Consider the following 16,982-nt stretch of genomic DNA (forward strand, 5'->3'; position numbering starts at 1 on the left):
AGCGGTTGAAATGCAAAAGCACATCTGATTTGGGGCAATTTGATGAAAAAGTATCTTTAGAGCGGAAATGAACTGCACATTTGCATTTGCCGAGCCTGTTTCGAGGGATTTCGACGAAAATCGCCTGCACTTTTGCATTTCGCGGGAATTGGCACCCCAAGTTGCACCCCAAGTCGTATAAACAAAAGACCTGACCGCCGGTCAGGTCTTTCTCGTAATACCTTACGCTCCAAGGAACATCTTCATGTCCTCTTCCACGGTCGTGATGCCGCCGATGCCGAATTTTTCGATTAATACTTTGGCGACGTTCGGTGACAGGAACGCGGGCAGCGTCGGCCCCAGGTGAATGTTTTTGACCCCGAGGTACAGCAGGGCCAGCAGCACGATAACCGCCTTCTGCTCATACCAGGCGATATTGTAGGAAATCGGCAGGTCGTTGATATCTTCCAGGCCGAAAATTTCCTTTAATTTCAGGGCGATGACGGCCAGCGAATAGGAGTCGTTGCATTGCCCGGCGTCCAGTACGCGGGGAATCCCGCCGATTTCGCCCAAGTCGAGCTTGTTGTATTTATATTTGGCGCAGCCGGCAGTCAAGATGACCGTATCGCGGGGAAGTTCCCGGGCAAAGTCCGTGTAATAAGTACGCGATTTCATCCGCCCGTCGCAGCCGGCCATCACGAAAAATCTTTTGATCGCGCCGGTTTTGACGGCTTCCACCACTTGATCGGCGATGCCGGTCACGGTATGGTGGGCAAAACCGCCGACGATTTCGCCGCTCTCCAGTTCGGTCGGAGGTTCGCAGCGTTTGGCGTGCGCGATGATTTCCGAAAAATCTTTCGGCCGGCCGTCCGGACCTTCCGGGATATGCCGTACGCCGGGAAATCCGGTGTTGCCAGTCGTATACATGCGGTCCTTGTAGCTTGCCTTCGGCGGTACGATACAGTTGGTGGTCATCAGAATCGGGCCGTTGAACGCGGCGAATTCTGTCGTTTGCAGCCACCAGGCATTGCCGTAGTTGCCGACGAAATGATCGTATTTCTTAAAGGCCGGATAGTAATGAGCCGGCAGCATTTCGCTGTGGGTATACACATCCACGCCGGTGCCTTCGGTTTGGCGCAGCAGTTCCTCCAGGTCTTTCAAATCGTGGCCGCTGATCAGAATCCCCGGCCGGTTCCGCACGCCGATATTGACTTTGGTCACTTCGGGGTGGCCGTAGGTGCCGGTATTGGCCTCATCAAGCAGGGACATGGCCTCCACGCCATATTTGCCCGCCTCCATCACCAAACCGACGAGGTCGTCCGCCGTTAAGGAATCGTCCAAAGTGGCGGCCAGCGCCCGGCGCATAAACAAGTCGATTTGCGGGTTCGAATGGTCCAACTGAAGGGCGTGATACGTATAGGCGGCCATCCCTTTGAGGCCGTAGGTGAGCAGCTCGCGCAAGGAGCGGATGTCCGGATCGGCGGTGGCGAGCACGCCGACACTCTTGGCTTTGGCGTCAAACGAGGCTTCGTCGTCCGCCTGCCAAACCGCCGCATCGGGAAGCGCCGCCGCCGCATCATCCGGGCGCTGTTCCTCCCAGCGGCGTCTTACTTCGGCGCGCAGAGCGAACGCTTCGCGGATTTTGGCGACGAACACGTCGCGGTCAAAGTTGGCGTTCGTAATCGTGGCGAACAGCGAATCCATAATAAAGACCGAGGTACGCCGGTCTAAAGCTTCGGGGAGCTCGGTCCCCACGGAGAAAAAGGAAATGCCTTTCAGCACGTAGATGAGCAAATCCTGCAAGTTGGCCACGTCATGCGGCTTGCCGCAGACGCCCTTGATCGTGCAGCCGGTCCCGCCGGCCGACTCCTGGCATTGAAAACAAAACATGGACGGCTGCGAAAGGTCCGGATTCGAAGCTGTTTGGTTCATTTCAAAATAACCTCCTTTGGGAGAATTTAACGGATATACAGAAGAATACCGCCGGATCGGCCGCGGCCGGGTGATTGTAATCACTCTAATTGGGGCTAGGGTCTAAACGAACGTTGAACTTTTTTTGAAGTAGATATAACATTTTCAGAGGCTGGCCCATCTAATCTTGCAGAGGGCCCTCAAAAGGAGTTGAAATTCGTGCAACAAGATATGGTACTGGAAGTCAAGCGCGCGCAGCGGGGGGATCGTGAGGCGTTTATCCGGCTCTTCCGGAGGCTGGAACCCGAACTGTACGGCTTGGCGAAGTCCATTGTAAGACGTGACGAAGACTGTGCGGACGCATTTCAGGAAACGACGCTTAAAGCTTATAAATCATTGTCGACATTGCGGCAGCCGAAATATTTTAAAACCTGGGTAATTCGGATTTTAATCAATGAATGTAATCAATTGCTGCGCATGCGAAGCAGAACCGTCGTAATGGCGGAGCTGCCGGAACCGGCGGGAGCGGCGCGGTATACCGGGGAGTATGAAGAGGACCGCAAGCAGGATCTCCGCGAGGCGGTGGAAAACCTGGACGAAACTTTAAGGATCGTTATCCATCTTTTTTATTATCAGGATTTGCCGATCAAAGAGGTCGCGAGCGTGCTGGAAATTTCGGAGGGAGCTGTCCGGGCGCGCCTGCATAGGGCCAGAGGAATATTGGCCGACAAGGTTAAGCGAATGGGAAAGGAGGAGCTGGCTTATGGAAACGCGTGATCTTGAAAAAGCGCTTCGCGACATCGGCAAAGAACGGTTGACTGAGGTCAGGGAGGTTCCCGATATCATTCGCCGCCGCCAGGATGAGGTTTACGCTTCCTTGGCCGATCTTCCGATGCAGACCCGAAGCGGCCGAAAATCCCGATTCTCCATGACTTTTAAAATGGGAGCGGCCGCCGCAATCGCCGTTTTGACGATCGGGCTGGGCAGTGCCATGGTGTCGCCGGCGCTGGCCGAGTCGCTCAAAAATGTCCCTATCCTTGGCGGCATCTTTAAATTGGCCGGCGATCTGGGGCTGCAGACGGCAGAAGAGCGCGGACTGGCCGAGAAAACGGACGCAAGCGTTACCCATGATGGAATTACCCTTCGGATCCCCCAGGTTGTTTATGATGGTATTCGCCTAACTTTGGCCGTCAAGCGCGAAGGAGAAGGGCTTACCGGAGGAATTCTGGACCGCGAGTTCGTGGGTAAAGGCCGGGAGGGGGATGTAATTCTCCAAAGAGGGGCTGTAGACCATTGGGAGATGCTGATCGATGGCCAACCAACTTATAATTCTAAAAGTTATAAATTTTCTTCAAAAGGGTCTCCGACAGCCGATCCCAATGCGGCGCTGTACGAGTTGTCGGTCATTTCGGAAACGGGCGATTCGTCACAGATTCTTCCCGATCGTTTTGTGCTGACGGCCAAATTTTGGCTGGAAGGCGTTGAGGAGCCGTTCGTTTTCGAACTGCCCGTTCGCAAAAACACGGATCGTCTCGTTGAAACCTTTGGAGAAACGAGAGAGTGGAACGGGATTACGCTTACGCTTCAGCAAATCCAATATACGCCGATTACGACGAAGGTGGTTTTCGACATCAATGTAGAAGATAAAGCAAGTAGACCACTTAGAAATAATTTACTGTTCGATCTGTGTGACGATCAAGGCAGGAATCTGGGATTGGTAGGTGGCGTGGGGATCTACTACGATAACGGACAGATGCACGCGCGGTATGAAATGCTGTTTGACCGGCTGCAGGAGGTTCCGGATACGATTACGCTTAAACCGTTTCAGCCTGAATATGCCGACCCGTCAACCAAGCCGGGGGAATCGGGAGCATATAAAGTCGACAGCAACGGAAAGACGGTTAAGCATTATGTGAAGGAACTGGAGATTACCGTTCCGGTAAACCGGGCGGGTTTGGAAAAGTTATATGATTTTCAGAATTAAACAAGGAAATATGGAGGGTGCACGAGATGAAAAATATATATAAAGTAATGACTACCGCAGCTTTAATGGGGATGCTGGTCGGTGGAACGGCTTGGGGAGCCGTGGAAGCGGCCGGTTCAGCGGGGGCCAAAGTTCAGACGGCCAACAGCGCCGTTGCGCAAGCTTCCGCGGCCAAAGCCGACAGCGTTACCCAGAACGGTATTACGCTAACCGTCAGCAAAGCGCTGTATGACGGCAACTATGTCAGCCTTACGCTGCAGCGGAGCGGTAAAGGTTATACCGGCGGCATCACCGATGGAAAGTTTAATGAAGCGACCCAGAAATACGAGCGGCCAAAAGGCGCGATTGAAAAAATTGAAATGTTTATCGACGGCAAATCCATTTACGAGTTCGGCGGGGGAGGCCTAGGCGAAAGACCAAGTCTCGGCTGGGGACCGCCTTCCACACCGGACACGTTGGAAGTTAAAATGGTCGATCCTTCCTGGATCGGCAGCGATGGCATGACTTCCCCGGCTTTCCCGGACAAGTTCAAGTTAACCGCGAAGATCACCCTGAAAGGCGTGGATCAGCCGTATACTTTTGATTTTTCGCTGCAAAAAAATGCGGAAAATTTGCAAGCCTTGAAGCCGAATCTAACGAAAAAACGTGGGGATTACAGCGTCACCTTAAGCAAACTTAATGCGACATCGACCTCCACCCGAATTCAGTTGATCGAGAAAGGGTTGAAAAAAGGCGAGCATTCGCACATCTTGTATGAAGTTGTAGATGATCAAGGTAACCTGCTGGACCAAAAGTCCGGTTTAGGAACCGACGAGAAAAACAAAAATGGCGATATGTATACTGACTATGTGTTCAGTCCTCCGGCGAAAGAAGCTAAGTCGATCACGATCAGAGCTTTCGAGCCCGATTTCGTACCCGATAATCCGGACGATCCGTCATCTCCCGGCATCTATAAAACGGACAGCAACGGCGAAACGATTAAGAACTATATCAAAGAGCTGGAAATGACGGTTAATATTAAGTAAAAGCCAATCCTGTAATAGGCGGGCCTGCAGCAAATTGCTGCGGGCTTTTACATTTTTTACGCTCAAAATATAACTTTTTGGTGTACTTATCCATCAAATCCAATAGAGAGCTCAATGAAGAGGGATTTCTCGAAAATCAAATTTTCATGGAGGGGTTTTTCGAATGAAAAAAACATATAAGGTGATGTCTTCGGCGGCGCTGGCCGGCGCGCTGTTGCTCGGTACGGCCTGGGGAGCCGCGGAAGCGGCCGGGCCGACGGCGGCAGCGACTTCAGCGGCGAAAAGCGGGGGGACGCTGAGTGCGGCCAAGGCGAAAACTCCAAGCGTAACCCAGCAGGGCATCACGCTGGAGGTTTCCCAAGCAATCTATGACGGCAACTATGTCGGCATTACCCTAAAGCGGAGCGGCAAAGGGCTTACCGGCAGCATAACTGGAAAATATGATGAAAAGACCGAGGATTATATTTATGAGAAAGGAGCAATTAAAGACATCAAGCTTTTTATCGACGGTAAATCCATCTACGAGTATGGTGGTGGAAAGTCTATGGCTCAAAGACCATTCATTGTACAGGGGCCGGGCGCTACACCGGACGCGAAGAAAATTACAGTGGTCGATCCATCCTGGCTGGGCGGCAATCTCAAAGCTTTTCCGGATAAATTCAAGCTTACCGCCAAAGTGACTTTAGAGGGTGTGGACAAACCGTATACATTGGATATGACGTTGCAAAAAACCAAGGGCCAGGCATTGAAACCAAATCTGACGAAAAAACGTGGGGATTATAGCGTTACCCTAAGCAAACTTAATGTGACCTCGACCTCAATCCGAGCTCAGTTGATTGAGAAAGGGTTGGACAAAAACAAGTCTTCGCATATCATGTATGAAGCTGTGGATGATCAAGGGAACGAGATGGATATGATTTCCGGTCATGGAAGTGACGAGAATAACAAAAATGGCGATACGTATAATGACTTTGTGTTCAGTGCTCCGGGGAAAGGCGCCAAGTCGATCACAATCAAAGCATTTGAGCCCGATTTTGTACCCGATGATCCAAGCGATCCCAATTCTCCCGGCATATTTAAAACGGACAGCAACGGCAAAATGATTAAGAACTATATCAAAGAGCTGGAAATGACCGTTGCGATCAAGTAAAAGCAAAATCCGGTTAGCGGGCGGGCCTGCAGCAAATCGCTGCAGGCTTTTAAATTTTTTCGCTCAAAATATAACGTTTTGGTGTACTTATCCATCTAATCCAATAGAGAGCTCAATGAAGAGGGAATTCTCTTCGAAAATTTAATTTCATGGAGGGGTTTGAGTGAAAAATACATACAAAGTGATGTCTTCCGCGGCGCTGGCCGGCGCGCTGTTGCTCGGTACGGCCTGGGGAGCCGCGGAAGCGGCCGGGCCGACGGCTTCAGCGGCTTCAGCGGCGAAAAGCGGCGGGACGCTGAGTGCGGCCAAGGCGAAAACTCCAAGCGTAACCCAGCAGGGCATCACGTTGGAGGTTTCCCAAGCGATCTATGATGGCAACTATGTCGGCATTACCCTAAAGCGGAGCGGCAAAGGACTTACCGGCAAAATAAATGGAAAATATGATGAAAAGACCCAGGATTATATTTATGAGAAAGGCGCAATTAAAGACATCGAGCTCTTTATAGACGGTAAACCCGATTACGAGTATGGTGGTGGAAAGTCTATGTCCCAAAGACCAGACATCAAACGGGGGCCAGGTGCTACACCGGACACAATGAAAATTACAATGCTCGATCCATCCTGGCTTGGCGGCAATCTCAAAGCTTTTCCGGACAAATTGAAGCTTACCGCCAAAGTGACTTTGGAGGGTGTGGACAAACCGTATACATTGGATATGACGTTGCAAAAAACCAAGGGACAGGCTTTGAAACCCAATTTGACCAAAAAATCCGGAAAACTGAGCGTCACGGTAAGCAAACTTAATCTAACCTCTACCTCTTCCCGAATTCAACTGATCGTAAAAGGGCTGGAAAAGGGTAAATCTTCTCCTATCAATTATGAGTTTGTGGACGATCAAGGGAACAAACTGGAGTTTATTTCCGGTCATGGGACCGACGAGAACAACAAAAATGGCGATATGTATTACGATTTTGTGGCCGGTGCCTTGAGTAAAAACGCCAAGTCGATCACGATCAAAGCTTACGAGTACGAACTCGAGCCCGTTTCCCCGGGCTCCACAAGCGGCACATATAAAGAGGACAGCAACGGCGAAACCATTAAGAACTATATCAAGGATCTGGAAATGACCGTAAAAGTAAAATAATCGTCTTAATTGGCTTGCTCTTTGCGCCGAGTGTTATGGTGCAGAGCAAGCTTTTTTAGATTGCATAACATTCTATTGGAGATATCCAATAGAATTAGAAAATATAGTGGCAGATACCGCGGTAGATTGGATATTTCCAATAGATGAGGTTTGGCAGGACATAAACAGGAAATTTGCGTGAATTCTATTGGATATTTCCAATGAGAGTTCAGAATGGTGGTCGATACTGCCAATCTATTGGATATTTCCAATGAATGAGAGGTGAAGTAGCGACGAGTTGAGGATGATGATTTGGGGAAACAGAGCAACACCAGGAAATCCTTAAAAATAGAAATGATTTCAAAGTAATATATAACATTGAATTATATTACATAATAAGGTAATCTATGATTGGAAGATTTAAACAATACTAGACTCTATCGGATCGGGTATGACAAAACCCGACGGTGTTCGCCAAAGGAGGGATGCGGAAGAAACAATGATTGCTTACTTGCCGTCTGCCGGAATTACCGAGACTACAGGTGATAGCAAAATAACATACTTGGGAGGGATATTTGATGGGAAAGAGTAAACATCGCTTTAAAAAACTGTCCGTGCTGGCGGTTGCGTTTATGATCGCCGGAACCTCTTATTCGGGATTTGCGTCCCCGGCACAGGCGGCAGCTGATGAGCCTGCAGTTGGGAAGCCTGCAGCCAGCGAAGCTTACGTGTGGAAAAACGTTGTGACCGGAGGCGGAGGCGGCTTTATACCTGGCATCATATTCAATACCAGCGAACCCAACCTAATCTATGCCCGTACAGACATCGGAGGCGCTTATCGCTGGGATCAAGGCACCGGGACTTGGAAGCAGCTCCTTAACTGGGTTGGCATGGATGATTGGAGCAAGAGCGGCGTCGACGCACTCGCCACGGACCCGGTCGACCCGGACCGGCTCTATTTGGCGGTCGGGACGTATACGAACAGCTGGGATCCCCATAACGGGCGCATCCTGCGCTCCACCGACCGCGGCGAAACGTGGGAGGAAACGGAGCTGCCGTTCAAGGTCGGCGGCAATATGCCGGGCCGGTCGTTGGGAGAGCGGTTGGTCATTGATCCGAACCAGAACAACGTTCTTTATTTTGGTGCCCGCAGCGGAAACGGTTTGTGGAAGAGCACCGACTACGGGGAGACCTGGAGCAAAGTAAGCCAGTTCCCGAATCCCGGCACTTATGTGGAAAATCCCGACTACGAATATCAAAGCGATATCACTGGATTGGCCTGGATCACTTTTGATCCTGCGACAGGTTCGCGCGGACAAGCGACGCAGACGATTTACGTCGGGGTGGCGGATAAGAATGAAAGCGTATACCGATCCATGGACGGAGGGGAGACCTGGGAGGCGGTTCCGGGGCAGCCGAGCGGGTATTTGCCGCATCATGGCGTCCTATCGTCCGATGGCTTCTTGTATATTACCTATAGTAACGGCGCAGGACCGTACGACGGTACCAAGGGCGAGGTGTGGAAGCTGAATACGTCCACCGGCGAATGGGCCAATATTAGCCCGGTGCCGAGCAGCAGCGACGATAACTATTACGGATACGGCGGTCTCGCCGTCGACGCGCAGAACCCGGGTACCGTCATGGTGGCCACGCTCAATTCCTGGTGGCCGGACGCGATTATTTTCCGCAGCACCGACGGCGGAGCAAACTGGACCCGCATTTGGGACTGGAACGGTTATCCGAGCCGTACCTTCCGTTATACCCACGATATTTCCGCCGCTCCGTGGCTCGATTTTGAGGCCATTCCGGCTCCGGAGGAAGTTTCACCGAAACTCGGCTGGATGATCGGCGATCTGGAGATCGATCCGTTTAATTCCGACCGCATGATGTACGGAACCGGGGCGACCATTTACGGGACCGACAATTTAACGGAATGGGATAAAGGCGGGAAAATCGATTTGGAAGTGAAGGCCGTGGGAATCGAAGAAACCTCGGTCACCGACCTGATCAGCCCGCCATCGGGCGCTCATCTGCTCAGCGGAATGCTCGACGTGACCGGCTTCCGGCATGACGACCTCACCCAAGCTCCGGCAAAAATGTTTACGAATCCGGCCGGGACCGTGGATATGGATTACGCCGAACTTGACCCGGGCTTCATCGTCCGCGTCGCCACGGTAAACCGGGCGGAGAAACCGAACGATAAAGCGATCGGCTTTTCCCGCGACGGCGGCGGGAACTGGTACACCGGCGGCGAGCCGTCCGGCACTTCCGGCGGAGGCACGATTGCCTTGGCCGCTCGCGGCGAGAGCCTCGTCTGGAGCACCTCCGATGTCGGCGTACACTATTCGAAGGGCGGCAATTCCTGGACCGCCAGCAGCGGTGTGCCTGCCGGAGCGCTTGTCGCCTCCGACCGCGTCAATTCCAATCTGTTTTACGCATTGTCCGGCGGAAGCTTATACGTCAGCCGTGACGGCGGAGCCAGTTTTACGAAAACAAGTGCCACAGGACTTCCGGCATCCGGCGATCTCGATCTGAAAGCGATGCCTGGACGGGAAGGGGACATTTGGGTGGCCGGCGGCAGAGCATTCGACGGCAACTCGGGTCTCTGGCATTCCAGCGATGCCGGCGCTACTTTCACAAAGTTGACGAGCGTGGAGGAAGCGAGCGTTATCGGGTTTGGCAAGGCCGCCCCGGGACGTAACGTCATGGCGCTGTACACGAGCGGGAAAATCGGCGGCGAGCGCGGCTTTTTCCGGTCCGATGACGGCGGCGTGAACTGGGTGCGCATTAACGACGACCAGCATCAGTACGGCACCACCAATTCGGCCATTACCGGCGATCCGCGCATTTTCGGACGCGTCTATGTCGGAACCAACGGTTACGGCATCGTCTATGGCGATACGACGGTGACGCCACAGGAACCGGAGGAACCAGGGCAAGACGCGGTGATTTCGCCGACTGCGGCCACCTATGACCGAAACCCGGATAAACAGGCGGACATCGCTGTAAAGTTGACGTTAAACGGCAATACGCTTACCGGCATCTATAATGGTTCAACTCCGCTTACGGAAGGCGAGGATTACACCATATCCGGCTCGCAAGTGACGATTCTGCGCGGATTTTTGGCCGAGCAGCCGATCGGTACGACGCGCCTGACCTTCCGCTTCAGCGCCGGGGCCGATGCGCTGCTCAGCATCGCGATTGTAGATACCGCAACGGCGCCAACGGGCAGTGTCCGGATCGAGGCTTACAACGGGACGCTGCAAACCACGGCCAATACGCTGAATCCGCGTATCAAGCTGACCAACACCGGGACGGAGGCGCTTGCGCTCAAGGATGTGACTTTGCGTTATTACTATACGGTCAACGGGGAAAAGCGGCAAAATTTCTTCTGCGATTGGACCCAGGTCGGCAGCGCGAACGTGACCAGCCGCTTCGTTAAACTGCCTGAGGCGGTTTCCGGAGCCGATCATTATGCGGAAATCGGCTTCAAAGAGGCGGCCGGCACGCTGGCGCCGGGGCAAAGCATCGACCTGCAGATTCGCATTTCCAAAGACGATTGGACCAACTACAGCCAGAGCGACGACTATTCCTTTAACCCCTCTGCCACGTCTTATGCCGAGACGCTCAAAATTACCGGATACGTCGGCGGAGCCCTGCAATGGGGGCTTGAGCCTTAAGCGGCAAGAGGTAAAAGGCAAGGGATAATCAGTATGAAGCATCTAGTATGAGTTTGAAGTACGGACAGCAACCACTCCACTTTTTACTGCAACAGGCCGGCACGGGAGAATGTCCCGCTTGCCGGCCTGCTTTTTGAGGCTGTCAACCATCGCCGTTAAAATAGCGGCATTTTATGTACTTATACTCCTAGGAGTGGCCCTGAACGTTGACATTTCCTTGCGACGGGGGGAAATAGCGGCATAAAAATCCTTTATTTTTCTCAAATGGATGGAATCTTCCGGAATAACAACAATTTTTGTACTTATTTTTTGGCGCAAAACGTATCCTGGTATCCCTGCATGCTGCTTTGCACAATTATCCCTCTTGTTCAGGGGGTAGAGGTGGGGCTAATCACGTTCCTTTCATTTTTCCCGGTGTCTTGCTCCGTTCTTCCCGTCAGGTCCGCTTCACTTCTCCAACCTCCTTCTCACAAGCCTGTTTAACGATGTCAGACATGTGATCTCGAACATGTGATCTCGAGCATGTCTGCTCCTTCCAAACCTCTTTTCTTCTCCTGAAATTATCTTCCTCTCTGCTTCCGGATCAAACGGGATAATCGTGCAAAGCGTCCGGACAGCGGATGTTGATCTGCCGGTATTTCTTGCCCGATCGGTTACCGGCCTTCTCTGTCAAGCGCTGATTATTAGGTTGAGCCTATTTTTTCGCTATCTTCTCAAGCAGCCTGGTTTTAGCAGGTTTGTTTTGTCAAGCGGCATTTTGGTTTTGCCCATAAAATTAACGTTTACCGTTTATTATCTTCGGATCTTCGTAACGGGTAGCGAACGTATATCCTACGGTTGACTTTCCGGGGACAGGGCGGCTACAATTTCCATGAGTCTTGTAAGCATTCCGGCAAGGAGGGGCGAAGCCGTGATCACGATATATGATATTGCCCGGAAAACCGGGTTGTCGCCTACGACGGTATCGAAGGTGTTCAACGGGTATTCCGATGTCAGCGAGAAGACGCGCCGTAAAATTCTGGATACGGCCGAGCAGCTTGGCTATGTGCCCAATGCGCATGCGCGCTCCCTGACGACCAAACGCTCCTGGACGATCGGCATGCTGTTTATCGAGCCTTCCGGCGCGGGCGTGCTGCATCCGTATTTTGGCGGGGTGATCGAGAGCTTTAAGCAAGTGGCGGCATCAAAGGGCTACGATTTGATGTTTATTTCCAAGGACATCGGCGGCAAAAAAAGCGGATACCTGGAGCACTGCAAAATTCGCGGTATCGACGGGGTTGTCGTGATTTTGCCGGACGCGGCCGACCCCTATTACCAGGAGCTGTTGGATTCGAGCTTGCCGTGCCTTCTGCTGGATCAGGAAAGCGCACGAAAAAGCACGATCTGCTCCGATAACGCGGAGGGAGCCCGGATGGCGGTGGAATATTTGCATTCGCTGGGGCACCGGAAGATCGCGCATATCGGCGGCGGGCCGACGTTTGCCGGAAAGCAGCGGCTCGCGGGTTATCTGCAGGCGATGGAACGGCTGGGGCTGCCGGTTCATCCCGGGCATGTCGTGCAGGGGAGCTACGATTTTACGGTCGAAAGCGGCAAAAAAGCGATGGAGCAGCTGCTTCAGGCCGAGGAACTGCCAACCGCGGTGTTTGCTGCCGGCGACAATTTGGCCGTAGGCGCCATGATCGCGATCAAGGGGCATGGCCTTAGCGTACCGGAGCATATTTCTATCGTCGGCTTCGACGACATCCAAATGGCGAAATACTTAACACCCGCCTTGACCACGGTAAGGCAAAACACATATTTGCTTGGCAGCAGGGCCGCCGACATGTTAATCTATACCATAGAAGGCGGGGCCGGTATCCAAAGCGCTTGTGTTCCGGTGGAGCTGGTCGTTCGCGATTCCTGCCGTACGCAATAAAGCCGGCCCCATTTTTTTTCGAAAAAATCGAAACCGGTTTCGATCCTTATGCTGCAAGGATTGAGATGAGATTTGAAACAGGATTAAGGACGAACTGTCAAAGTCGGAGGGATATGCCATATGACTAAATATTCTTTTGAGCAAAATGCGTTTGTGATCGAACAATTTGATCAGGCCAAGCCGTTTTCCAGCTTTCTGCCCGGCCTGGCCGGTCTGAAGGGGATTCCGATGTGGACGTTTTACGTCAATCGCGGCCAGGCGGTGTGCAGCTTCGGCATCCGGGACAAAAACAGTCCGATCATGGAATTTTCCCCGGCAAGCGTTACCTACCAGTCGGTGGCGATGAAGGGCTTCCGGACCTTTGTCAAAATCGAGGGAAAACAGGGAGTTTATGAGCCGTTTCAAAGCGCTTTCCCCGATACGGCGGCCAAACGGAGCATGCGAATCCTGCCCAACGAGCTTGTGATCGAGGAAACGCATGAAACGCGGGGGCTTAAATTCAAAGTGACTTATTTTCACATTCCGAATGACGATTATGCCGCGCTGGCGCGCAAGGTGGAAATTACCAATATTTCCGGCTCGCCGCTGAAGCTGGAGCTGCTGGACGGGATGCCGGAGGTGCTGCCGTACGGCGTGGAGAACGCGGGCTACAAGGAGATCGGCAATCTGCTGCGCAGCTGGATGGAGGTCGGCAACCTGGACCGGGGCATCCCTTATTACCGCCTCCGCTCCAGCACGCATGACGAGGCGGAGGTCAGCGAGGTGCAAAGCGGCCATTTCTATTTGTCCTTTGGCGATGACGGCGGGATGCTGCCGGCGATTGCCGACTTCGAGCTCATCTTTGGCGGCAACACGTCGCTCGCCTATCCCGACCGTTTTGCGGCGGAGCCGCTCGCGGAGCTGACCGCGCAGCCGCAGTACTGCACGAACAAGGTGCCGTGCGGGTTTTCGGCCCTGTCCGCCGAGCTTGCTCCGGGGGAAAGCCGCTGCGTTTATACGCTGATCGGGCATATCGACAGCGTCGAGCGGCTGAACGACAAGGCTCCCGGGATCGCCAGCCCGGCCTACTTCGCGCAAAAATATGGCGAAGCCGGCGAGCTGACGGAAAACCTGACTGCGGATATCGCCACCAAAACGGCCTTGCCGTTATTCGACGCTTATTGCCGGCAAAGCTATCTGGACAATTTCCTGCGCGGCGGGTATCCGTTTATTTTCGAAAACGGGCGGGAAGGCTTCGTGATTCATTTGTATTCCCGAAAACACGGGGATCTGGAGCGGGACTACAACTTTTTCTCGATCGCCCCGGAATTTTATTCCCAAGGAAACGGCAACTTCCGCGACGCCAATCAGAACCGCCGCAGCGACATCTATTTCAATCCGCGCGTCGGGACGTTTAATATCCGCATGTTTTTCAGCCTGATTCAAGCGGACGGCTACAACCCGCTCGGCGTGGAAGGCACCAGCTTCCGGGTTCCGGCCGCTAACAAGGACGCGCTCACCGCTTATCTGAATACGGCCTCAAGCGGCGGAAGGGAAGAGCTGGCCGAGCTGTGCCTGGGCAAATTTACGCCGGGCAAGCTGATTTCTTTTGTGAACGGGCGCGGCATTGCTTTGAACGTGACTGAAACCGAGTTCCTTAGCGGAATTTTAACCTTGGCCGATCAGCACATCGAAGCTTCCTTTGGGGAAGGATACTGGTCGGATCACTGGACGTACAATATGGATTTGATCGACAGTTACCTGGATATTTTTCCGGATCGCAAGGAATGGCTGCTGTTTGAGGAGCAAGAGTACGCCTTCTTCGACAGCCCGGCCCGCGTGCTGCCGCGAAGCGAGAAATACGTCATCGCCGCGGGCGGCGTTCGCCAGTACGGCGCGCTGGTGCATGACGAGGAGAAGCTGGAAAAGTTCGGGCTGACCTTAAAAGACACGAACTGGCTGAGAACCGGCCATGGAACCGGTGAAATCTACCGCACCAACTTGTTCGTGAAGCTGTTGTCGCTTGGGCTGATTAAGTTCGCCACGCTTGATCCGTTCGGGATGGGCGTGGAGATGGAAGCCAACAAGCCGGGCTGGAACGACGCGATGAACGGCCTGCCGGGCCTGTTCGGCTCGGGGATGAGCGAAACTTTCGAGCTGAAACGGCTGTTGCGGTTTATCGAAGCGGCGTGCGCGGAGGAGGGGGCGGCGGATCGCGAAATCGCCGTGCCTGAGGAGATCGCGGACCTGCTTGATGAGGTGGCGCGGCTGCTGGCGGAGCATCTGAACGGGACGCTGGCCCAGTTCGATTACTGGGACCGGGTCGCCGCGGCCCGCGAGCAGTACCGGGAGGCGGTCCGCTTTGGCATCGCGGGGAGCGAGCGCACGGTGCGGCTGGGCAGCCTCGGCGGGACGCTGCGGTCGATGCTCGAGAAAATCGAGCGCGGCATCCGCGAGGCCATCCGGCTTGGCGGCGGGCTGACGCCGACGTATTTTGCTTTTGAAGCCGCGGAGTACGAGCCGGTGCTGAACGGGCAGGGCGAGCCGGTCATCAGCGGCTACGGCCTGCCGAAGGCGCGCGTGAACAAGTTCGCGGTCCGGGCTTTGCCGCATTTTCTGGAGGGCCCGGCCCGCTGGCTGAAAACGGTGGAGGACGTAAACGAAGCCAAGCAGGCCTATGAAAAAATCCGTGCAAGCGATTTGTTCGACGAACGGCTGGGCATGTACAAAACCTCGGTCAGCCTTGACGGCGAATCCCATGAGATCGGGCGGATTCGCGCCTTTACGCCGGGCTGGCTGGAGCGGGAGTCGGTATTTTTGCACATGAGCTACAAATACCTGCTGGCGCTGCTCAAAAGCGGCCTGACGGAGCAGTTTTTCGCCGAGCTGCGCACGTCGTTGATTCCGTTTCTCGATCCGGCCGTTTACGGGCGCAGCACGCTGGAAAATTCGTCGTTTATCGCGACGAGCGTCAACCCGGACCCGCAGACCCACGGCCGCGGCTATGTCGCCCGGCTCAGCGGCTCTACCGCCGAATTCCTCAGCATGTGGACGGCGATGATGGCCGGAGAACGCGTCTTCCGCATGAACGGAAACGAACTTGTCCTGGCGTTTAATCCGCAGCTGCCGGGCTGGCTGTTCGATGAGCGGGGCGAGCTCTCGTTCCGGTTCCTCGGCACGACCGATGTAACGTATGTCAATCCGCAGAAGAAGAACACATACGGAGCCGATCGCGCGGAAATCCGCCGGCTGACCGTGCTAGAACAGGGCGGGACCCGGACTGTGGCCGACGGTCCGGTCATTGCCGGTCCGCTGGCTGAAGCGGTCCGCAGCGGCCAGGTTCAGCGCATCGAAATTGAGCTGGGCTAGCGGTTTAATAATGGGAAGGGGCTGGGGAATCCCGGCCCTTTCCGTTATTCCGGCAGAGATGAGGGAAGGCGAACGGCAAGCAGAGCGGCAAAAGTGAAGCCTAAAGAGGTACCCAGCGATGCTTGAATTTCAGCCCTGCTTTTGCTAAGATATAGAACGAACGTTCAGTATAGAAGGGGGTGTTCCCGATGAACAAAAAGCTGCAGCAGACCCTTGAAACCAAAAAGCGGATTGCCGACGCGGCCAAAACGCTCATTTTTAATAAAGGGTATAAGGCGACTTCCATTGAGGATATCGTGGAGGCCTCCGGCAGCAGCAAAGGGAATATCTATTACCATTTTAAGAGTAAGGAAGGCCTGTTCCTGCATATAATAAAGGAATGGGACGAGGAATGGGAGCAGCGCTGGGGAGAGAAGGAGCATTTATATCCTACGGCGACGGATAAACTGTACGGGATGGCCGACCAACTGGCGCTAGACGAGTTGAACCATCCGATTTCGAAAGCGATCGATGAATTTATGAACAGCGAAGATTTGGCTGAAGATGTAAAAACCAAAATGGCGGAGATTTTCGCAAGCCATTTTGCTTTCAATAAGCAATTGCTGCAGCAGGGCATCGCTGCCGGGGAATTTGCGCCTGGCGACGCGGAAACCCTTGCCGTCGTTCTGGAAAGTCTTTTGGCAGGATTAAGCGAGATGACCCGGGTCGTTAAATTCGCGGATGTGCAACGGTTGTATCATGATGCGGTGACCGTGTTTCTTCGCGGCATTACCCCGAGATAAACTTAAGTTTTTTGTCGGAATACAGACCGAACGTTCAGTATATAGAAAAGATAAACCTGCATTATCATTCATCATTGGAGGAAAC

The 16,982-nt window shown here is 53.6% G+C and carries 10 protein-coding genes; 9 read left to right on the top strand and 1 reads right to left on the bottom strand.

All coding sequences use genetic code 11. The features are described 5' to 3' along the window. Positions 1 to 222: 222 nt before the first annotated feature. Complete coding sequence (gene hcp / locus NYE69_RS15370) at positions 223 to 1,911, bottom strand: hydroxylamine reductase (RefSeq protein WP_340926865.1); 1,689 nt, start codon at positions 1,909 to 1,911, stop codon at positions 223 to 225. A gap of 198 nt (positions 1,912 to 2,109) precedes the next feature. Here hcp and NYE69_RS15375 point away from each other — a divergent pair, with 198 nt between their 5' ends. From NYE69_RS15375 to NYE69_RS15415, 9 genes are all read left to right on the top strand, one after another. Further along, positions 2,110 to 2,667: a sigma-70 family RNA polymerase sigma factor gene (locus NYE69_RS15375; RefSeq protein ID WP_340926867.1), complete on the top strand. Its 558-nt coding sequence runs from the start codon at positions 2,110 to 2,112 to the stop codon at positions 2,665 to 2,667. Next, entirely contained in the window at positions 2,654 to 3,874 is a 1,221-nt protein-coding gene (locus tag NYE69_RS15380) for a DUF4179 domain-containing protein (RefSeq protein ID WP_340926868.1), read from the top strand. The genes NYE69_RS15375 and NYE69_RS15380 overlap by 14 nt, the downstream gene beginning before the upstream one ends. A gap of 26 nt (positions 3,875 to 3,900) precedes the next feature. Further along, a complete protein-coding gene (locus NYE69_RS15385) occupies positions 3,901 to 4,899 on the top strand; it encodes a DUF5643 domain-containing protein (RefSeq protein WP_340926869.1) in 999 nt (332 codons plus the stop codon). A gap of 163 nt (positions 4,900 to 5,062) precedes the next feature. Further along, positions 5,063 to 6,049, top strand: coding sequence for a DUF5643 domain-containing protein (locus tag NYE69_RS15390; protein WP_340926870.1), 987 nt, complete (start codon positions 5,063 to 5,065; stop codon positions 6,047 to 6,049). A gap of 163 nt (positions 6,050 to 6,212) precedes the next feature. Next, entirely contained in the window at positions 6,213 to 7,193 is a 981-nt protein-coding gene (locus tag NYE69_RS15395; protein ID WP_340926872.1) for a DUF5643 domain-containing protein, read from the top strand. A 557-nt stretch (positions 7,194 to 7,750) separates the two neighbouring features. Then, positions 7,751 to 10,852, top strand: a complete 3,102-nt coding sequence (locus NYE69_RS15400) for a X2-like carbohydrate binding domain-containing protein (RefSeq protein WP_340926873.1) — start codon at positions 7,751 to 7,753, stop codon at positions 10,850 to 10,852. A gap of 910 nt (positions 10,853 to 11,762) precedes the next feature. Beyond that, on the top strand, positions 11,763 to 12,767 hold the full coding sequence (locus NYE69_RS15405) for a LacI family DNA-binding transcriptional regulator (RefSeq protein WP_340926875.1): 1,005 nt from the start codon (positions 11,763 to 11,765) through the stop codon (positions 12,765 to 12,767). A 120-nt stretch (positions 12,768 to 12,887) separates the two neighbouring features. After that, positions 12,888 to 16,115, top strand: a complete 3,228-nt coding sequence (locus NYE69_RS15410; protein WP_340926876.1) for a cellobiose phosphorylase — start codon at positions 12,888 to 12,890, stop codon at positions 16,113 to 16,115. 188 nt (positions 16,116 to 16,303) lie between these two features. Beyond that, the gene (locus NYE69_RS15415; RefSeq protein ID WP_340926877.1) at positions 16,304 to 16,897 is read left to right on the top strand and encodes a TetR/AcrR family transcriptional regulator; all 594 of its coding nucleotides are present in this window, start codon (positions 16,304 to 16,306) and stop codon (positions 16,895 to 16,897) included. Positions 16,898 to 16,982: the final 85 nt, after the last annotated feature.

The organism is Paenibacillus sp. FSL R5-0527, from assembly GCF_038008055.1.
GTDB lineage: Bacteria > Bacillota > Bacilli > Paenibacillales > Paenibacillaceae > Fontibacillus > Fontibacillus macerans.